Genomic DNA, 19,048 nt, shown 5'->3' on the forward strand with positions numbered 1-19,048 from the left:
AACGGTACCGAATGTTTGAACGCTTCCAGGAATTCTTTCAAAATCTGACCACCGACCACCCGAAATCGGGCATTACCCCAGGCGATCCGCGCATTGCGGTCGCGGCCCTCTGCATCCAGGTCATGGAAGCCGACGGCAAGGTGGAAAACAGCGAGAAGAAGAAGCTCCGCAAGCTTCTGAAGGAGAAATACGGACTGGATGGCCGGCAGCTCGACGCGCTGATCGCCGCCGGACAGGAGGCGGAGAGCGAAGCGGTCGACTATTTCCGCTTCACCTCGGATCTGAAGCGCCACCTCGACAACGACCAGCGCCTCGAGCTGATCGGGGTCCTCTGGGACATCGTCTACGCCGACGGCGAGCGCAGCGAGATGGAAGATCACGCGATATGGCGGATCGCCGATCTCCTCGGCGTTTCGGGTCGGGAGCGGATCATGAAGCGACAGGAGGCGGCGGCACGCGCGCCCGGAAAGGTCGTGGAGATAGACGATGCTGATTGAGAGCGAGCATCGCACCACGCGGCGTCCCATCCTGATCGTCCTCCACCAGGAGCGCTCCAGTCCGGGACGTGTCGGCCAGATGCTGCTTGAGAAAGGCTATGATCTCGATATCCGCCGCCCGGTGCTGGGAGATGCGCTGCCATCGACGCTCGCCGATCACGGCGGCGCGGTCATCTTCGGTGGACCGATGAGCGCCAACGATTCAGAACCCTATGTGAAGTCGGAAATCGGCTGGCTGGACGTCCCGTTGAAAGAAGGCCGTCCGTTCCTGGGTATCTGTCTCGGCGCCCAGATGCTGGTACGGCATCTTGGTGGCAAGGTGCAGGCCCGCGAAGACGGACAGGCAGAAATCGGCTGGTATCCCCTGCATCCGACCGAAAAGGGCCGGCTGCTGATGCGCTGGCCGCAGATGGTCTACCATTTCCACCGCGAGGGCTTCGAGCTGCCTCGCGGCGCCGATCTTCTGGCCAGGGGTGACGCCTATCCGAACCAGGCATTTCGCTACGGCTCCAACGCCTGGGGCCTGCAGTTCCACGCCGAGCTTACCCGCGCCATGATGCATCGCTGGGTCGTCCACGGCGCCCACCGCTTCGTCCTTCCGAACGCCCAGCAAGGCCGTGAACATCTCGAAGGCCGAATGATCTTCGACGGCGCACTCAAGACATGGCTCTCGGAATTCCTCGACATCGTCTTCGAGGAACAGAACGCAGTTGCAGCCTGAGCCCTCGAATGTCGCCTAGGCCGGTTGCCGCTCGCCCCCGCGAATGGGCGCATCGAGTGTATCGATCCTGCGGAGCTGCGGAAAGCTTGCTGCCCAGATGATGGCGACGGCAAGCGTCCCGATCCCGCCGATGACGACCGCCGGCACAGCCCCGAAAAGATGCGCCATAGTCCCGGCGCGAAACTCCCCAAGCTCGTTCGACGCGCCGACGAAGACCATATTGACGGCATTGACCCGTCCACGGACGTGATCCGGCGTCCAGAGCGTGATCAGCGTCTCGCGCACGTAGACCGAGATCATGTCCGAAGCGCCCATCAGCGCGAGCGCCAGGACCGATAGCCAAGGCGTCTGCGACAGGCCGAAGATCAATGTACCCACCCCGAAAAGCGCTACGCCGATGAACATGTAGACGCCGGCCTTCTTCCGCAGCGGATATGTCGCCAGAAACAACGCCATCGCGATCGCTCCAAAGCCCGGGGCTGCCCGCAGCAGACCGAGACCCCACGGGCCGAGCGTCAGGATATCGCGCGCAAAGATCGGCATCAGCGCCACCGCGCCGCCGAGCAGGACCGCGAAGAGATCGAGCGAGACCGCGCCAAGCACCACCTTTTCGGACCAGATGAACCTGAAGCCGGCAAGAATCTCGTCCCAGTTCTTTGATTGCGCCGACGTTCGTTGCGGCGGCTTCGGGATGAGGTAGACAAGCACGGTACCGATCGCGAACAGGCCGACGGCGATCAAGTAGGCGACGCTTGGATTGAGGCCGTAAAGAAGGCCGCCCGCCACGGGACCGAGAATAGCTGCCGCATCCCACGTCAGCGAGTTCCAGGCAACCGCGTTCGACAGATCTTCCGGCGGGATGAGATTAGGCGCCAGAGACTGCATCGCCGGCGTCATAAAGGCACGTTCGATGCCGAAGACAGCCAGAATGACAAAGACTGGCAACGGTGAGAAGGTCCCCGTGACCGTGAGCAGCAGAAGCAATATCGAGCAGACCGTGCCGACGAGAATGCAGATGGCAGAAATGACCCGCCTGTTATAGCGGTCGGCAACTGAGCCCGTCAGCAAGATGAGGAGCAGCGACGGCAGAAACTGGACCAGACCAATCAGGCCGAGATAGATGGCGCTGCCGGTGCGATCATACATCTGCCAGCCGACACAGACGCTGATGATCTGGGTTGCGAAGGCCACGAAAAAGCGAGCGAAGAAGAACCTGACGTAGCCGACATGCCGAAACGCGGCAAAGCGGTCTCCTCTGGCTTTCAAGGACATTGGAAGACTTTCCGGTCAAAACGGGCTCTATGCATGGCCCGGATGCCCATTAAACATGAATCAGCGTTACATCAGGCATGGCACTTGCCCGTTAGTTCGCCAATGTCTACATGTCTGTCAATCGCGAAATGGAGACGAACATGCTTGCCGTATTTCAAACCATTGATCTGGCTTTGAATCTTTACACATGGGTGCTGATCGGCAGCGCCATTTTTTCATGGCTCTATGCTTTCAACGTCATCAATTCCAGCAATCAGTTCGTCAATTCGGTAGGCCGCTTCCTGTATAACGTCACCGAACCTGTGCTGAGGCCCATCAGGCGCTTCCTGCCCGATCTCGGCGGTATCGACATCTCGCCGATCGTGCTGCTGTTGATCATCTTCTTCCTGCGCTCGCTGATGTGGAACACGCTCTACCCCCTGGTCGCGTAAACAACCGCTGGTCGCGTGACCGCAGCCTGGCAGGTCTTTGCGGACCACGTGAACCTTTCCGTTCGGCTGACGCCGAATGGCGGACGTGACGCGATAGACGGGTTGGAGACCGGCGCAGACGGTGCTGCGTATCTCAAGGTCCGGGTCAGCGCTGTTCCGGAAAAGGGCAAGGCTAACAAGGCGCTCGTCGCCCTCGTCGCAAAAAGCCTCGGCATCTCCAAATCCTCGGTCAGTCTTTTGGCGGGCGATACGGCTCGTAAAAAAATCCTCCGGATCGATGGCGACCCGGAGGATTTGTGGAAAGCACTCGATGCTATTCTGAAGACCTGATCAGGCCTTTGCGGCCTTTTCAGCCTTGGCACGCTCGATTGCCTCGAGGATGAGCTCACCGGCTTCCTTGGCACCCTTCCAGCCATAGATCTTCACCCATTTGCCGGGCTCGAGATCCTTGTAGTGCTCGAAGAAGTGCTGGATCTGCTTGATGGTGATCTCCGGCAGGTCGGTATATTCCTTGACCTTCTCGTAGCGCAGCGTCAGCTTTGTCGACGGCACCGCGATGATCTTCTCGTCCTTGCCGGAATTGTCTTCCATCATCAAGACGCCGATCGGGCGAACACTGATGACGCAGCCCGGGACCAGCGGACGGGTGCTGGCGATCAGCACGTCGATCGGATCGCCGTCCTCGGAAAGCGTATGCGGCACGAAGCCGTAATTCCCGGGATAGGTCATCGGCGTGTAGAGGAAACGGTCAACGACGAGCGTGCCCGCCTCCTTGTCCATCTCATACTTGATCGGATCGCCGCCAACCGGCACTTCGACGATAACGTTGATGTCTTCCGGCGGATTCTTGCCGATGGAAATTGCGTCGATGCGCATGAGGGTCCCCCAAAAAAGATGAATTCCGGCAGCCAGATAATCGTAATCGTTCGGCAACGCAACAAAGCTTTGGAACGACGTAGGATATTAACCGGCAGCCCCGCGAATTGCCGCACGTAATGATAAGTTAAAGGCAAAATTTGGGTTCCGACGAGTCGTTCCACAAGCTGGAACAAAGAAACATGGAACTGTGTTAATCGCTGCCTAACAGGCCGCACCCTACGCCCAGACGAAGCCAATCTTCTTGATCTGCTTCTGGTCGAAGATTTCGACGCCCTCGCAGAAATCCTGGCCGCCATGGCTGCGGTAGAAGCGGTCGGCATTTTCGTTTTCTTCGAGGCACCACACCACCATGCCCTTGCAGCCGAGCGACTTCAGCAACCGCCGTGCTTCGCCGAAGAGCATCCGGCCAAGGCCGATACCTTGATACTCGGGCCGGAGATAAAGCTCGTAAATCTCGCCTTCCTGAGGCAGGGCGCGCGCCCGATTGAGCCCAAGTGTCGCATAGCCGGCAACAACGCCTGCCACATCAAGCACCAGCAGCGTCGCCGGCCCACTTGTCGCCCGGCGCCACCAGGTTTCGCCGCGCCGCTCGATCATCCTTGCGAGCGCCCGATGCGGAATGATGCCCGTATAAGTGTACTGCCACGAGAGGCGATGCGCCTCCGAGATGGCTGCGGCATCCTGCGGTTCGGCCCGCCTGACATCGATGGATAACGTTTTCATAACGCTTACTCTGGTCCCGCAAGGGCAAATTAACCATCCGCAAAACTAACGGTCAGGAACTTGCCCACAGACTTAACATGTGGACGACAACTGAAAGTTAACGCTTTTTTAACGATTGCCACAAGACCGAAAAATCGAACGCACAAAATAAAAACCCCGGCGCAAGCACCGGGGTTTGATCTCTTGAATGTGGCGGCTTTTTAGGCCGAACGCTTGCCGAAACGCTTGCGATCGTTCGGATCGAGATACGTCTTGCGCAGGCGGATCGACTTCGGCGTCACTTCCATCAACTCGTCGTCCTGGATCCAGGACAGAGCGCGATCGAGCGTCATGCGGATCGGTGGGGTCAGCCTGACGGCTTCGTCCTTGCCCGCAGAACGGATGTTGGTCAGCTGCTTGCCCTTGAGCACATTGACTTCGAGGTCGTTGTCACGGGTATGGATACCAATGATCATGCCCGCGTAGACCTTTTCACCCGGCTCGATGATCATCGGGCCGCGATCTTCCAGGTTGAACATCGCATAAGCGACAGCTTCACCGGACTGGTTGGACAGAAGCACGCCATTGCTGCGGCCGCCGATATCACCACGGTAGGCCTGGTAGCTGTGGAACAGACGGTTCATGACCGCGGTGCCGCGCGTATCCGTCAAAAGTTCCGACTGATAGCCGATCAGGCCGCGTGTCGGCGCATAGAACACCAGGCGAAGACGATTGCCGCCGGATGGGCGAAGCTCGATCATCTCGGCCTTGCGCTCGGACATCTTCTGCACGACGATGCCGGAATGCTCTTCATCGACGTCGATGACGACTTCCTCGATCGGCTCCATGAGCTGACCGTTTTCATCATTGTGCATGACGACGCGCGGACGCGACACGGCAAGCTCGAAGCCTTCGCGACGCATGGTCTCGATCAGGACGGCCAACTGCAATTCGCCGCGGCCGGAAACGTAGAAGCTGTCCTTGCCTTCGGATTCTTCGACCTTCAGCGCCACATTGCCTTCGGCTTCCTTCATCAGGCGGTCGCGAATGACGCGCGACGTGACCTTGTCGCCTTCGGTGCCGGCGAGCGGGCTGTCGTTGACGATGAAGGACATGGTAACCGTCGGAGGGTCGATCGGCTGCGCGTGCAGCGGCTCGGTGACCGAGGTATCGCAGAACGTGTCGGCAACGGTGCCCTTGGACAGACCGGCGATGGCGATGATGTCGCCTGCGAAGGCTTCGTCGATCGGCTGACGCTCGATGCCGCGGAACGCGAGAATCTTCGAGATACGGCCGGTTTCGATCGTCTTGCCGTCCACGCCCATGACCTTGATAGGCTGGTTCGACTTGATCGAGCCGGAGTGGATTCGGCCGGTGATGATACGGCCGAGGAACGGATTGGCTTCGAGAAGCGTACCGATCATGCGGAACGGGCCTTCGCCGACGGTCGGCTCTGGAACATGCTGCAGCACCAGGTCGAGAAGCGGGCCAAGGCCCTGGTCCATCGGGCCTTCAGGCGCGGTGTTCATCCAGCCGGCGCGGCCGGAACCGTAAAGGATCGGGAAATCGAGCTGTTCGTCGGTGGCATCGAGAGCTGCGAAGAGATCGAATACTTCGTTGACGACTTCTTCGTGGCGTGCGTCCGGACGGTCGATCTTGTTGATCGCAACGATCGGGCGGAGGCCGACCTTCAGCGCCTTGCCGACGACGAACTTCGTCTGTGGCATCGGGCCTTCAGCTGCGTCGACGAGAACGATTGCGCCGTCAACCATCGAAAGGATACGCTCGACTTCGCCGCCGAAGTCGGCGTGGCCGGGGGTGTCGACGATGTTGATGCGGACGCCCTTCCAGACGACGGAGGTCGCCTTGGCAAGAATGGTGATGCCGCGTTCTTTTTCGAGCTCGTTGGAATCCATCATGCGCTCGACAGTGCGCTGATTGTCGCGGAAGGAGCCGGACTGCTTCAGAAGCTCGTCGACAAGGGTCGTCTTGCCGTGGTCAACGTGCGCGATGATCGCGATATTTCGCATAGACATATGGGCTACTCGGAGGGTTTTCGGGCAGCTGGTATCGCGGCCCTCATCTTCAGTTGAGGCGCTCTTACCCTGTTTTTCGCATTTGCGAAAGGGGGGATGCGCGAAACCGATCGCATCCTCGCCCTTCCAGATTGACAATGCTTGAATCTACGAGGCTTTACTTAAGCGTCTGCGCCGGACAATTCCTCGAATGTCGAAAGACCCTTCTTCCTCAGCATCGCGTCAGGGCTCGGCAGCTTTCCGCGGAAGGCTTTATAGGCATCCTCCGGATCGATCGAGCCGCCGACGGAATAGATATTGGTCTTCAGCCTGTCAGCCATGTCGGAATTGAACGCGTCGCCCGTCTCCTCGAATGCCGCAAAGGCGTCCGCATCGAGCACCTCCGACCACATGTAGGAATAGTAGCCCGCGGAATAGCCGTCGCCGGCGAAGATGTGCTGGAAATGCGGGGTTGCGTGACGCATGACGATCGCTTTGGGCATGCCGATCTCGGAAAGCACTTCGGCCTGGACTGCCATCGGGTCCTCGACCGCCCCGCGCGTGTGAAACGCCATGTCGACCAAGGCAGACGAGGTAAACTCGACGGTATTGAAACCGGAATTGAAGCTTCTGGCGGAGAGCACCTTGTCGAGCAGCGCCTGCGGCATCGGTTCGCCTGTCTGGTAGTGGACTGCATATTGCTTGAGGATCGCCGGGACCGTCAGCCAGTGCTCGTAGAGCTGCGACGGTAATTCGACGAAATCGCGTGAAACGCCCGTGCCTGCGACGGAGGGATAGGTGACGTTCGACAGCATGCCGTGTAGGGCATGACCGAACTCGTGGAACAGGGTGCGCGCGTCGTCGAGCGACAGCAAGGCCGGCTTGCCCTCCGCCGGCTTTGCGAAATTGCACACATTATAGATGATCGGCAGTTCGCCGACGGTGCCGTTCTTCAGCGTCAGCTTGTGCTGCGACTGGAAGGAACTCATCCATGCACCCGAACGCTTCGAACTGCGGGCAAAATAATCGCCGAGGAAGAGCGCAACGAGCCTGTCGGCGCGGTCGCGGATCTCGAACGTCCGGACATCGGGATGATAGGCCGGTGCGTCCTTGATTTCGACGGCATGGACGCCGAACAGCCGCCCGGCGACGTCGAAACAGGCGGCGATGATCTTTTCGAGCTGCAGATAGGGTTTCAGCTCGGCCTCGGAGAAGTCGAATTTTCGGGTGCGGATCTTCTCCGAGTAATGACGCCAGTCCCAGGGCATGACCTCATGATTACGACCTTCCTCGGCGATCAGCTGCGCAATGTCGGCCTCTTCCTCGCCTGCACGAACGACCGCCTTCGCCCACACCGTTTTCAGCAGATTGTTCACGGCATCGGGGGTCTTGGCCATCGTGTTGTCGAGCTTTAATTCGGCATAGTTGCCGTAGCCGAGCAACTTGGCCTTCTCTAATCGAAGCGCCAGTGTTTCACGGATGGTATCGCGATTGTCGGTCTCGCCGCCATTCTCGCCACGCGCCACCCACGCCTTGAACGCCTGCTCGCGTAAATCCCGGCGCTCGGAGAACGTCAGGAAGGGTTCGATGATCGAGCGCGACAGTGTAACTGCGTACTTGCCTTCCTCACCCAGCTCCCGGGCCGCGGCCGCCATCGCCTCGGTCAGAAACCCGGGAAGCCCGGCAAGATCGTTTGGGTCGGAAAGGACAAGCGCCCAGCCCTTCTCGTCGGCAAGGACGTTCTGCCCGAAGCGAGCGCCGAGGCTGGCGAGGGTCTCGTTGATCTTCGCGAGCCGCTCCTGCTCCGGCTTTTGCAGCTTCGCACCTGATTTGACGAAGCCCTTCCAATGCCGTTCGAGAACGCGCGTCTCTTCGACCGTCAAGCCGAGGCTCTCCCGTTTTTGCCAAAGCGCGTCGATGCGGCCGAACAATGCCGCGTTCATGCCTATCTTCGAATAGTGCCGCGACATCTTCGGAGCAATCTCGCGTTCCAACGCCTGGATCACGTCATTGGTATGCGCGCCGGCCCGGTTCCAGAACAGCGACGAGACGCGTGATAGCTCGTCCCCGATGATCTCCAGCGCGACTATGGTGTTTGCAAACGTCGGCGCATCTGGATTGTCGGCGATAGTATCGATTTCAGCCTCATGAGAGGCCAGGGCGGCCTCGAAGGCCGGCGCGAAATCGGCATCGCTCACCTGATCGAAGCGCGGCAGGCCCTGGTGTCCCGTCCATTCGACAAGCGCTGGATTATAGGAAGAACGTTCAGACATGAAATATCCTCTCGGCAACAGACCAACTAAAGAAGCCGCATATAGGTCCTCGCCAACACGATTGGTATGGCCGTCGCTAATGCGTGAAGAGAAACTGCTGGCTGCCCGGCGACAGTCAAGCCTTGCGCCATCCGAGCAGGCCGGGAGCCGAATGCCATAGGGCCTGGCCGGCAAACCCAAGGAACAGGACGCCTGAACAGCGGACGATCATCCGCTCATGAGACCGATAGAAACGCCGGACCGCACTGGCGCCTATGATGCCGACGAGGATCAGATACGCCGTCAGGAAGCCGATAAAGGATACGCCGAGCAGAAGAGGCAATGCGCTGAACTGAAGGGCACCGGCCGACCCTGCAACCAGCGCCGTGAAAGTCGCGAGTGCGACTGGGTATCCCTTGGGATTGGTCGCACCGAAGATCAGGCCGCGGCGAAACGGACGCTCGACGGTGACCAAGCTCTTGCCGTCCGCCTTCGGCTTTGCGGTAACGGCGCTCCAGCCGATCCAGGCGAGATACAAGCCGCAGAAGAGACCGAGCAGGTCGAAAACATACGTTCCGATCGTTCGTGCGCCAATGATCGCAACCAATGCCAGGCCAGACCAGATGAGATCACCAAATAGATGGCCACCCATGAAAAACGCCCCGGCGCGACGTCCCTGCCCGGCACCGATGCCGAGAAGCGCAAGGAAGGCAGGTCCGGGGATCAAGACGTAAAACAGCGCTGCCAAGAAGGCGCCGCCGAGAAGGGAATATGTCATGCGGGCGTGTCCTGATGGCGATAATGTCAGATTATCCACACATCTGGTTCAGTCAAGGTTGCGTTCGTACAGGAACTTGGTGTTTTAAATGTCTTGGGGAAAACGACTTAGTGGGTGAAAATGACCTGGGGTCTCGAGCGCGGGTGGGGAAATGCCTTTAAACAGTAAGATAGATATGGATTCGCTTGCGTTCCTCGTCACCGATTGCGCCCGCCTGATGCGGGCTGCCTTCGAGCGACGTATCCTGACCGCGGGTCTCGAGCTGACTGCGGGCGAAGCGCGTACGTTGATCCAGGTTGCCGCGATGAATGGCAGCAGACAGCTCGATATCGCCAGCCGTATGGGCCTGGAGCCGATGACGGTCAGCGCGTTTCTCGACAAGTTGCAAGCACGGGGCCTGATCGAACGCCAGCCGGACCCCTGCGATCGCCGCGCCAAGCGTATCATGCTCTCGGATGCGGCCGAGGACATGATCAAGGCCATCAGCATCGAGATCGGCGCCGTTCAGCGCGAGGCAACACAGGGGCTGGATCACGGGGCGCAGGACAACGTCCGCCATGCCTTGAAATGTTTTCGCCAGAACCTGCAGAAATGCGACACGGTGGCCGTCGAACCTGAGATTGGGACGGTCGCCGAGCGCAAGGAGTGCGGGGCCGAGTAGCCCGATCTTCATATTATGGCATTGAAAAGCCCGCCGCCGGTAATCGGCAGCGGGCCTGAAAACTATCAAATGGACTTGGCCTACTTTGTCAGGTTGCGCTTTCCGAGTGTGCGAAGGCGCAGTGCATTCAGCTTGATGAAGCCTGCGGCATCCTTCTGGTCGTAAGCGCCCTGATCGTCCTCGAAGGTAACGAGCGTGTCGGAGTAGAGCGACTTCGGGCTTTCGCGACCGATCACCATGACATTGCCCTTGTAGAGCTTCAGCGTCACTTCGCCTTCGACATGTTCCTGGCTCCTGTCGATCGCCGCCTGCAGCATCTCGCGCTCCGGCGAGAACCAGAAGCCGAAATATATGAGCTCCGCATAGCGGGGCATCAGTTCGTCCTTCAGGTGGGCGGCACCGCGGTCGAGCGTAATCGATTCGATCGTGCGATGCGCCGTCAGGAGGATCGTACCGCCTGGTGTTTCGTAGACGCCACGCGACTTCATTCCGACGAAGCGGTTCTCGACCAGGTCGAGGCGACCGATACCGTTGTCGCGACCGTAGTCGTTGAGTGTCGCCAGCAGCGTCGCCGGGCTCATGCGAACGCCGTTGACGGAGACAGCGTCGCCTCGCTCGAAACCGACCTTGATAATGGTCGCTTTATCGGGGGCCGATTCCGGAGAAATGGTGCGCATGTGCACATATTCCGGGGCCTCCTGCGAGGGATCTTCCAGAACCTTGCCCTCGGAGGAGGAATGAAGAAGATTGGCGTCGACGGAGAAAGGCGCTTCGCCCTTCTTGTCCTTGGCGACGGGGATCTGGTGCTTCTCGGCAAATTCGAGAAGATCGGTCCGCGACTTGAAACTCCAGTCGCGCCATGGCGCGATGATCTTTATATCGGGGTTCAGGGCATAGGCCGAAAGCTCGAAGCGAACCTGGTCGTTGCCCTTGCCGGTTGCACCATGGGCGATCGCATCGGCGCCTGTCTTTTTCGCGATGTCGATCAGGTGCTTGGAAATCAACGGGCGAGCAATCGACGTCCCGAGAAGGTAGACGCCCTCATAAACAGCATTGGCGCGGAACATCGGGAAGACGAAATCACGAACGAATTCCTCGCGCACGTCCTCGATGTAGATCTCCTTGATCCCCATCATCTCGGCCTTCTTGCGGGCCGGCTCGAGCTCTTCGCCCTGTCCGAGGTCCGCGGTGAAGGTGACGACTTCGGCACCGAGCTCCGTCTGCAGCCACTTGAGAATGATCGAGGTGTCGAGGCCGCCGGAATAGGCGAGAACGACTTTCTTCACGTCTTTGTACAATGCCATGATGATGAGGTCCGTTTGAATGCAAGCGGCCACATCAGCCGCAAACCCAGTGTCGCGGCACTTTTAGCGAGATTATCGGAAGGCGCAAGAAAAACTGCAACCGAGGCAAATCTCCGGACCAAACCGGGCCTGACGTACTAAAGCGAGTGTCTGCGATAGTGGTCCTTCAGGAATTCATCGAAATTGAAGGGCTGCGGTTTCACCGATCCCTCACCACCGGCCAGAGCTCCATGGTCCTCGATCTGGTGCCGCAAAAGTCGAAGAGCCGCGTCGATGGCCTCGACGGGCGATCGGAATTTGCCATGGCTGACCTGTTCGTCGATGAATTTGTCCATCTGCTCGTCGATTGTCACAGATATGACCTTTGCCATTGCAGCCTCCCGCCGTTTGACTTGGTTTCATAAACTACCATATCTGGCTGCGTCCGAACATTGTTTGAATGAGGGAGCAGGGGCATGACGAACGTTCAATCGGTATTCGCGAAATCCAATGTCGCAGTGGTGACCGGCGGCGCCTCCGGCATAGGTCTCGCTGCGGCAAAACACTTTGCGCGCCTCGGCATGAGCGTGGTTCTTGCGGACCTCGGCGGCGACAGGCTGGCCATCGCACGCGACCAGGTTATCGAGCTTGCAGGTGGCGCCGACGAGCATGTGATGGCCATCGAAACTGACGTGAGTGACCGAGAATCTCTCGAGGCTCTGGAACGTGCTGTCCTCCAGCGTTTCGGCCGCGTTCACGTGCTGATGAACAATGCTGGCATTGGCCCTGAGACGTCGATCTTTAGCCCCCAGGCAAATTGGGACAACATCCTCGGCGTCAACCTGATGGGCGTAATCAACGGCACGCGCGCATTCGGCCCGAATATGCTGAGCCACGGCGAACCCGGTGTGATCATCAACACCGGCTCAAAGCAAGGCATCACCACGCCGCCGGGCAACCCTGCCTACAATGTTTCCAAGGCCGGCGTGAAAGTATTCACCGAGGCGCTCCAGCATGAACTGCGCAACACCGAGGGCTCGAGGATCACGGCACACCTGCTGATCCCGGGCTTCGTCTTCACGGGCCTGACCAAAGGCGACCGTGCGGAAAAGCCAGCAGCCGCATGGACGTCCGAACAGACTGTCGACTTCATGATGGAAAGCCTCGCCCGTGGCAATTTCTATATTCTCTGCCCCGACAACGACGTTGCCCGGTCGGTGGACGAGCGCCGAATTCTCTGGGCCGCAGGCGACATCGTCGAGAATCGCCCGCCGCTGTCACGTTGGCACGGCGGCTATACAGAAGAGTTCAAGGCTTTTCTCGCAGCAAAGGACTGATTGGCAACGCGGTCAAAGCCGGATAAGAGAGGTTTTCTGCGGTTTTCAGAGTGCGCCATGGATTTCGTTCCCAGCCTGCCGACGCTTCTCGCTTTCAGTGCAGCCAGCCTCTTGCTTGCATTGACGCCCGGGCCGGACATGACCCTGTCGATCAGCCGGGCGCTGGCGCAGGGCAAGCGCGCGGCTCTGTTCGTTGTCGCGGGAACAAGTCTCGGCATCGTGGTTCACACAATGCTCGTCGCCTTCGGCATCTCGGCGCTGATCACCGCCTCGCCAACCGCCTTCCTGATCCTTAAAACAGGTGGCGCTGCCTATCTACTGTGGCTGGCAGTGAAAGCCGTCCGTTTTGGATCGAGCCTGTCGGTCAAGGAAGCTGACGTAGTCAAGGGAACGCCACTCAGCAATATGTCGACCGGGTTCTGGGTCAACCTGCTCAACCCGAAGGTCATCATTTTCTTCATGACCTTCCTGCCGCAGTTCATCACATCAGGCGATCCCGCAGTGACGCAGAAGCTGCTGTTTCTGGGATTCTTCTTCATCCTCATCGGCATGCCAGTCAACATGCTCGTGGTGCTGACGGCCGATTGGCTGGCGAGTTGGCTGCAGAAGAACAAGGGCGTTTTGCGCGGGTTGGACTATAGTTTTGCCGGCGTCTTCTCGATCTTTGCTGCGAAAATCCTGCTCACGCAGGCTCGGTGAGGACTGAGGCGCGGATCAGTCGTCCGCGCCGTGATTGGCGATCATCATTGCCTCGAAAGCCAGTCGGTCCGTCTTGCGCATGCGCTCGGAATCCGACTTGAGCTGCCCGCAGGCGGCCAGGATGTCACGGCCGCGCGGGGTGCGGATCGGCGAGGCATAGCCGGCAGCATTGATGAAGTCGGCGAATTTCTCGATCTGCTCCCAGTCCGAACACTGGTAGTTCGTGCCCGGCCAGGGATTGAACGGGATAAGGTTGATCTTCGCCGGAACGCCTTTCAGAAGCTGGATCAGCCCCTTGGCATCCTCGAGGCTGTCATTGACGTCCTTGAGCATCACATATTCGAACGTGATACGCCGGGCGTTCGAAAGCCCCGGATAGTTCCGGCAGGCGTCGATCAGTTCCTTCAGCGGATACTTCTTGTTGATCGGCACGAGGATGTCGCGAAGATCGTCGCGCACGGCATGCAGCGAGATTGCCAGCATCACGCCGATCTCGTCGCCGGTGCGGAAAATCTCAGGCACGACGCCCGAGGTCGATAGCGTGATCCGGCGGCGGGACAACGACAGCCCGTCGCCATCGGATGCGATCAGCAGCGCCGTCTTGACGCTTTCGAAATTATAAAGCGGCTCGCCCATGCCCATCATCACGACATTGCTGACCTTGCGGCCTTCGGCCGGCATCATGGTAGCCTCGGGCGATAGCCGGTCCGGAAAATCGCCGAGCCGATCGCGTGCCAACAGCAACTGGGAGAGTATCTCCTCAGCCGTCAGATTGCGCACGAGCCGCTGGGTGCCGGTATGACAGAAGGAACAGGTGAGCGTGCAGCCCACCTGGCTGGAAATGCAAAGCGTGCCGCGTCCCTCTTCCGGAATATAGACCGTCTCGATTTCAACGGGCCTCCCGGCGCCGCGCGCCGGAAAACGGAGCAGCCATTTGCGCGTTCCGTCATTGGAGACCTGTTCCTCGACGATTTCTGGCCGGGCGATGGTGAAATGCTGCTTCAGCATCTCGCGCATATCCTTTGCGACATTGGCCATGGCGTCGAAGTCGGAGACACCGCGAACGTAGAGCCAGTTCCACAACTGGCTGACGCGCATCTTGATCTGCTTTTCCGGAACGCCCTTTTCCCGGAGCGCCTGGCCCATTTCCTCGCGTTTCAATCCGATCAGCGATGGCTTTGGCAAGCTCTCGCCGCCACGGGGAGACAGCGGCATCGCAGGCTTTGCAATTGTCATGGCATCTGTGAAGGACATAGGGTCATCCAAATGGTTCATACGGCCGTGCTTCACGGAAAAGCCGCAGGCTCGATAGAGGCACTGAAGAAGAGAATTCGCATGCGGAGAGGGCGACCGTGTCGCAGGCTCATTCGCAGTTTGCGCGGCCTTTAGCATCAATTTCGCCGCGCGTCATCCCTCTTCGAAAACTCAAAGAGGCCGGCCATCCGGCCAGCCCCTTCGTTTTCAGTCTTTCGCTCGCCTGCAGGGCGGGCGCAATTGCTGTTATTTGCAGTTTTCGATCTGTTTCAAAGAAGCGGATATGCCAGCCAGCGAATAGCTGTAGGAGGTGCCGGTGCCCTTCTTCGACGTTGCCGCGACCGTCAGCGAATGGCCGGTCTTCATCGCGGCGACCAGAGCTGGCTCCTGTGCGGCGTTTTCGACCCAGGCGGCCTTGTCCTTGGTGAACATCACAAACGTCTTGTTGTCGATCGTGACGTTGACCTTGGAGTTTTCCTTCAGCGTGTAGCCCATCATGACCTGCGGCTCGTAGGAAATGTTCTGCCCTGGACGCTGGGTAACGATAAAGAAGTTGTCGCCGTGATCTACACCAGTCGTCGGCAGCTTCGTCGTCGGAACCGAGAGGACGTAGCAGACCTTACCGTTTCCGGACTGGTAGGAATATGCTCCCCAGGCATCGAACTGCTTGATGCGCGTCGGAGACGGCGTAGCCGTCTGAGCTGCAGGCGCCGCGGCAGGAGCCTTCGGCTTGGTCTTCGATTGAGCGGATGCGAACCCGGCGCCGGCCAGTACGATTGTAAGAGCGATTGCGAGACGTTTTACGAACATGATTTCCTGCCGGTTTCTTGCGATCCAGAGCCCGATGCGATTTGGTCTCGGACGATGCTTGTTCACGAGCTGCTTTATTTTGACTTAATTCAGGTTACCAAACCGTCAACAGGACGGTTATCGCGGGACGAACTGTTTCATTTCCGACCAATTGCCAATCATTTGGTCTGCTGAAGGCCGAATAGAAAAAATCGGGCGATTCGGATGACGGAGCGCCACCCTGTGGAAACAATTTAAGACATAAAGATTCAGGCAAGAGTTTGACCTTTCAGAAATCGGATGTACCTCATAAAGCTGATGAACCGCGACGGGCACGGCGATGACGGGAGGCTTTTGACTGGCAAATGGATGCTGAGGAAAGACAGCGCTTCGCTGCCCTCGCCAAAGCCGTCGCAGACCGTCGCGACCAGCGGGCTTTTTCCGAGCTGTTTGACTATTTCGCGCCACGGCTGAAATCCTGGCTTCTACGTCAGCGGATGCCTGCTGGCGAGGCAGAGGAGCTGGTGCAGGAAGTGATGGTCGTCCTTTGGCACAAGGCGTCTCTTTATGACCCATCGCGCTCCTCCCTTTCGACATGGATTTTCCGCATCGCACGGAACCGGCGCATCGATGCGCAGCGACGTTTGAGGACACGTGTGCTTGACGACACCGACCCGGCCCTCCAGCCGACCGCCGAGATTGCCGCGGACGCGGTGATGGAAAACGAAGGCAGGGATATCAAGGTCCGCGCGGCCCTGGCCGAACTACCGCAGGAACAGCAGGCACTCCTGCGCGCCGCCTTCTTCCTCGGCCAGTCGCATTCCGAGATCGCGGCGGCGACCGGCCTGCCGCTCGGTACTGTAAAGTCGCGTATTCGGCTGGCCTTTGGAAAGCTTCGAAAATCGTTGCAGTCCGAAAATGAGTGATCACCGCTTACATGTCTGCAGCGATGGGCTCGTCCGCAAGCGCCCTGTCGGCGGCTTCATAGTGCTGCGGTCGAATGTTGCCACTGACCATAGCGAAGGCTGCAGCAAGGACCGCGACGTCGTCGGTGTAGCCGATGACGGCAAAAAAATCGGGAATCATGTCAAACGGCATGATGAAATAGGCGAGCGCCGCCAGCAGAATGCCGCGAACGCGCAATGGCGTCTGCGGATCGAGCGCGCAATAGAAGGCGGCGACCAGATCGCGCGCAAACGGAATGTGCCGGACGGCTTTCCGAAAAGCCGGCCAGAACTTCTTCCGAACCGTCTTCTCCCGGCTGCCCTGCGTGTCGTCGTCGCCCGGCAGCAGGATCTCGCCAAACTTGATGTCATTCATTCCGGTCGTTCCCGTTAAGTCTGGCCCGCGATGCCTGCCTGCGAAAACAGCCATGCCGAACATCTGGAAATATGGAGATTGGCGGCGCCCATTCAACTGGCGCGTCGTGTCGCAGCCTTGTCCATCGCCTTGGCAAGGCGAAAATCCTGTTCGGTCAATCCGCCTGCATCGTGAGTGGAGAGCGTCACGTCAACGCGGGAATAAACGTTGAACCATTCGGGATGATGATCGAATTTCTCCGCCGCCAACGCAGCTTCGGTCATGAAGCTGAACGCCTCGACGAAATTACGGAATTTGAAACTTTTCGATATCGAAATCCCATCCGCACCGAGCTTCCATTCGCTCATGGCCGCGAGGTTTTGGTCGACGACCGCTCTTTCCAATCTTTCGTATTTCATGCGATGGTTCCTTCACTTAAATGACCGAAAGTTGTCATGGACCGCTTCCAGATCCTGTTTGTCTGCGCCGGCAATATCTGCCGCTCGCCTCTGGCTGAAGGCATATTCAGACATATGGTAATAAACGCGGGACGAGCCGCAGAGTTCAACATCGGTTCAGCAGGCACCGGCAGTTGGCATGAGGGTGACGCACCGGACCCGCGTTCCATCTCGATCGCTACCGGCCACGGCATCGACATTTCGAGGCAGCGCGCACGACGCGTGACAACCGAAGACTTCGATCGCTTCGACCTGATCCTCGCAATGGATCATGACAATTTGAGGAACCTGCAGAAAGTTGCGCCTGGCGAAGCGATTGGAAAAATCCACCTCTTCAACAGCTACGCGATGGGAACCGACGAAGACATTCCCGACCCCTACTACGGTGATCGGGAAGACTTCGAGACGGTCTACACCATGCTCTTGACCGGCTGCAGTTCGTTGCTGGCAGCGGCGGGGAAAGTACGGGCCTCGTGAAGAGGGAATATCTCTTCGGTGAGATAAGGCCCGCCGCCAACCGATTCACGCGACGACAGAAGCACGAAGCGTGACGCCGTGAACAGCGACGTCTGGAAGTTACCGCGACCGGAAAGATAATGAACAACATCATCGAGCCGCGATGATTTGAGGCGTGCAAGCGTCACGTGCGGCGTGAACTTGCGAGGATCGGAAGGGAGGCCGATACGCTGGCAGATGCGCTCGATCTCGCCCTGAAGCGCGAACATATCCGGCGTCGGCGTCACCCCTGCCCACACCGAATGCGGTTTCTTCGACCCGAAGGAACCGATCCCGTCCAGCCTTATCTGGAACTCCGGCCGGTCGATGCGATCCAGTCGCTCGACAAGCTCGTCAGCGGTGCGTCCGTCGACGTCACCGATAAAGCGCAGGGTGATGTGGTAATTCTCTACGTCGATCCACCGGGCTCCGGGAAGACCACCGCGCAACAAAGAAAGGCTCATCGCCGCGTTGCGAGGAATTTCGAGGGCGGTAAATAGTCTCGGCATGGCGAGATCCCCGAATCTTTTGCAGATAACCACAGCGAATCATGCAATCAAGTCAGGCGCAAGCCCCTATTTAAGCTTTGCCCCGATCGTTCCGATGAAACTTTCGACCACCGGTTGGAGCCGCTGCACCATCACGTCTACTCCTTGCGGATTAGGGTGCATGCCGTCGTCGAGTTGCAGCTTGGCCTGAGTAGCGACCCCGTCTAGGAAGAAGGGGTAGAGGGTCAGATGGTATTTATCGGCAAGGCGCTTGTAGATCGGATTGAATCTGGCGGCATAGTCGCCACCCATATTCGGTGGCGCCAACATCCCTGCAAGCAAAACCGGAATGTTCCGCGCCTGCAGGCGACCGATGATTGCATCGAGATTCCTCTCGCTGTCCTCGGGTGGAATTCCGCGCAAAGCGTCATTGGCACCGAGCTCGAGGATGACCCCGTCAGTCCCGTCGGGCACCGACCAGTCGACGCGGGAAAGGCCGCCCGAGGTCGTATCGCCGGAGACGCCCGCATCCGCAATGACGACATCGAGGCCGTTGGCCTTCAGCGCGGCTTCCAGCTTTGCTGGAAATCCATCGCCCGGCGGCAGCTGGTATCCGGCCATCAGGCTATCGCCGAGGCCGACGATCTGGATCGTTCTGGCGCTGACGCTTTCGGCCGTGCCGCCGAAGAACAGGCCGGCGATGACGGCTATTTGAAAGGCGACAACTTTAAAACTCAT

Annotated in this window: 23 protein-coding genes; 9 read left to right on the forward strand and 14 right to left on the reverse strand. The window is 58.9% G+C overall.

Annotation, left to right across the window (positions count from 1 at the left end; genetic code table 11):
* Positions 1 to 11 precede the first annotated feature (11 nt).
* Together CPY51_RS25305 and CPY51_RS25310 are read left to right on the forward strand one after the other, a co-directional pair.
* Entirely contained in the window at positions 12 to 497 is a 486-nt protein-coding gene (locus CPY51_RS25305; protein WP_111163227.1) for a tellurite resistance TerB family protein, read from the forward strand.
* Positions 487 to 1,218 (forward strand): glutamine amidotransferase, encoded by a 732-nt coding sequence (locus CPY51_RS25310; RefSeq protein ID WP_111162973.1) that lies wholly within the window; start codon positions 487 to 489, stop codon positions 1,216 to 1,218. Before CPY51_RS25305 ends, CPY51_RS25310 begins: the two co-directional genes overlap by 11 nt.
* Positions 1,219 to 1,233: 15 nt before the next feature.
* Here the strand turns inward: CPY51_RS25310 and CPY51_RS25315 are convergent, their stop codons facing one another.
* The gene (locus tag CPY51_RS25315; RefSeq protein WP_111162974.1) at positions 1,234 to 2,490 is read right to left on the reverse strand and encodes an MFS transporter; all 1,257 of its coding nucleotides are present in this window, start codon (positions 2,488 to 2,490) and stop codon (positions 1,234 to 1,236) included.
* Positions 2,491 to 2,630: 140 nt separating this feature from the next.
* Between CPY51_RS25315 and CPY51_RS25320 the strand changes: the two genes are divergently transcribed.
* Positions 2,631 to 2,921 carry a YggT family protein gene (locus CPY51_RS25320; RefSeq protein ID WP_111163228.1) on the forward strand — a complete coding sequence of 97 codons (291 nt, stop codon included), beginning with the start codon at positions 2,631 to 2,633 and terminating at the stop codon, positions 2,919 to 2,921.
* A gap of 15 nt (positions 2,922 to 2,936) precedes the next feature.
* A complete protein-coding gene (locus CPY51_RS25325) occupies positions 2,937 to 3,251 on the forward strand; it encodes a DUF167 domain-containing protein (protein ID WP_111162975.1) in 315 nt (104 codons plus the stop codon).
* Here CPY51_RS25325 and ppa read toward each other — a convergent pair whose 3' ends face one another.
* From ppa to CPY51_RS25350, 5 genes are all read right to left on the reverse strand, one after another.
* On the reverse strand, positions 3,252 to 3,797 hold the full coding sequence (gene ppa / locus CPY51_RS25330; protein WP_111162976.1) for an inorganic diphosphatase: 546 nt from the start codon (positions 3,795 to 3,797) through the stop codon (positions 3,252 to 3,254).
* Positions 3,798 to 4,016: 219 nt separating this feature from the next.
* Complete coding sequence (locus CPY51_RS25335) at positions 4,017 to 4,523, reverse strand: GNAT family N-acetyltransferase (protein WP_111162977.1); 507 nt, start codon at positions 4,521 to 4,523, stop codon at positions 4,017 to 4,019.
* Positions 4,524 to 4,723: 200 nt separating this feature from the next.
* Positions 4,724 to 6,538, reverse strand: coding sequence for a translational GTPase TypA (gene typA, locus CPY51_RS25340; protein WP_111162978.1), 1,815 nt, complete (start codon positions 6,536 to 6,538; stop codon positions 4,724 to 4,726).
* Between the two features lie 161 nt (positions 6,539 to 6,699).
* The gene (locus CPY51_RS25345; RefSeq protein WP_111162979.1) at positions 6,700 to 8,790 is read right to left on the reverse strand and encodes a M3 family metallopeptidase; all 2,091 of its coding nucleotides are present in this window, start codon (positions 8,788 to 8,790) and stop codon (positions 6,700 to 6,702) included.
* 115 nt (positions 8,791 to 8,905) lie between these two features.
* Positions 8,906 to 9,547 (reverse strand): LysE family translocator, encoded by a 642-nt coding sequence (locus CPY51_RS25350; RefSeq protein WP_111162980.1) that lies wholly within the window; start codon positions 9,545 to 9,547, stop codon positions 8,906 to 8,908.
* Between the two features lie 175 nt (positions 9,548 to 9,722).
* Between CPY51_RS25350 and CPY51_RS25355 the strand changes: the two genes are divergently transcribed.
* On the forward strand, positions 9,723 to 10,208 hold the full coding sequence (locus CPY51_RS25355) for a MarR family winged helix-turn-helix transcriptional regulator (RefSeq protein WP_111162981.1): 486 nt from the start codon (positions 9,723 to 9,725) through the stop codon (positions 10,206 to 10,208).
* 80 nt (positions 10,209 to 10,288) lie between these two features.
* Here the strand turns inward: CPY51_RS25355 and CPY51_RS25360 are convergent, their stop codons facing one another.
* Complete coding sequence (locus tag CPY51_RS25360; protein ID WP_111163229.1) at positions 10,289 to 11,512, reverse strand: argininosuccinate synthase; 1,224 nt, start codon at positions 11,510 to 11,512, stop codon at positions 10,289 to 10,291.
* A 137-nt stretch (positions 11,513 to 11,649) separates the two neighbouring features.
* Positions 11,650 to 11,883, reverse strand: a complete 234-nt coding sequence (locus tag CPY51_RS25365) for a type II toxin-antitoxin system ParD family antitoxin (protein WP_111162982.1) — start codon at positions 11,881 to 11,883, stop codon at positions 11,650 to 11,652.
* An 84-nt stretch (positions 11,884 to 11,967) separates the two neighbouring features.
* On the opposite strand from CPY51_RS25365, the gene CPY51_RS25370 reads away from it, so the two are divergent.
* Together CPY51_RS25370 and CPY51_RS25375 are read left to right on the forward strand one after the other, a co-directional pair.
* Positions 11,968 to 12,828, forward strand: a complete 861-nt coding sequence (locus CPY51_RS25370) for an SDR family NAD(P)-dependent oxidoreductase (RefSeq protein WP_111162983.1) — start codon at positions 11,968 to 11,970, stop codon at positions 12,826 to 12,828.
* 57 nt (positions 12,829 to 12,885) lie between these two features.
* A complete protein-coding gene (locus CPY51_RS25375) occupies positions 12,886 to 13,527 on the forward strand; it encodes a LysE family translocator (protein WP_111162984.1) in 642 nt (213 codons plus the stop codon).
* 15 nt (positions 13,528 to 13,542) lie between these two features.
* Here CPY51_RS25375 and rlmN read toward each other — a convergent pair whose 3' ends face one another.
* Together rlmN and CPY51_RS25385 are read right to left on the reverse strand one after the other, a co-directional pair.
* On the reverse strand, positions 13,543 to 14,781 hold the full coding sequence (rlmN, locus tag CPY51_RS25380; RefSeq protein WP_111162985.1) for a dual-specificity RNA methyltransferase RlmN: 1,239 nt from the start codon (positions 14,779 to 14,781) through the stop codon (positions 13,543 to 13,545).
* Between the two features lie 246 nt (positions 14,782 to 15,027).
* On the reverse strand, positions 15,028 to 15,591 hold the full coding sequence (locus CPY51_RS25385) for an invasion associated locus B family protein (protein ID WP_111162986.1): 564 nt from the start codon (positions 15,589 to 15,591) through the stop codon (positions 15,028 to 15,030).
* A 344-nt stretch (positions 15,592 to 15,935) separates the two neighbouring features.
* Between CPY51_RS25385 and CPY51_RS25390 the strand changes: the two genes are divergently transcribed.
* A complete protein-coding gene (locus tag CPY51_RS25390) occupies positions 15,936 to 16,496 on the forward strand; it encodes a sigma-70 family RNA polymerase sigma factor (protein ID WP_111162987.1) in 561 nt (186 codons plus the stop codon).
* 7 nt (positions 16,497 to 16,503) lie between these two features.
* Here CPY51_RS25390 and CPY51_RS25395 read toward each other — a convergent pair whose 3' ends face one another.
* Positions 16,504 to 16,890 (reverse strand): YkvA family protein, encoded by a 387-nt coding sequence (locus tag CPY51_RS25395; protein ID WP_111162988.1) that lies wholly within the window; start codon positions 16,888 to 16,890, stop codon positions 16,504 to 16,506.
* Positions 16,891 to 16,982: 92 nt separating this feature from the next.
* Positions 16,983 to 17,288: a 4a-hydroxytetrahydrobiopterin dehydratase gene (locus CPY51_RS25400; protein ID WP_111162989.1), complete on the reverse strand. Its 306-nt coding sequence runs from the start codon at positions 17,286 to 17,288 to the stop codon at positions 16,983 to 16,985.
* Between the two features lie 36 nt (positions 17,289 to 17,324).
* On the opposite strand from CPY51_RS25400, the gene CPY51_RS25405 reads away from it, so the two are divergent.
* Positions 17,325 to 17,804, forward strand: a complete 480-nt coding sequence (locus CPY51_RS25405; RefSeq protein ID WP_111162990.1) for a low molecular weight protein-tyrosine-phosphatase — start codon at positions 17,325 to 17,327, stop codon at positions 17,802 to 17,804.
* On the opposite strand, the gene thpR is transcribed toward CPY51_RS25405, so the two are convergent.
* Both thpR and CPY51_RS25415 read right to left on the reverse strand, forming a co-directional pair.
* On the reverse strand, positions 17,738 to 18,331 hold the full coding sequence (gene thpR / locus CPY51_RS25410; protein ID WP_111162991.1) for an RNA 2',3'-cyclic phosphodiesterase: 594 nt from the start codon (positions 18,329 to 18,331) through the stop codon (positions 17,738 to 17,740). The genes CPY51_RS25405 and thpR overlap by 67 nt on opposite strands.
* Positions 18,332 to 18,397: 66 nt before the next feature.
* Positions 18,398 to 19,048 carry an arylesterase gene (locus CPY51_RS25415; protein ID WP_111162992.1) on the reverse strand — a complete coding sequence of 217 codons (651 nt, stop codon included), beginning with the start codon at positions 19,046 to 19,048 and terminating at the stop codon, positions 18,398 to 18,400.

Origin of the sequence: Arminella tubonensis (assembly GCF_003240585.1) — a bacterium.
Taxonomy (GTDB): Bacteria; Pseudomonadota; Alphaproteobacteria; order Rhizobiales; family Rhizobiaceae; genus Rhizobium; species Rhizobium tubonense.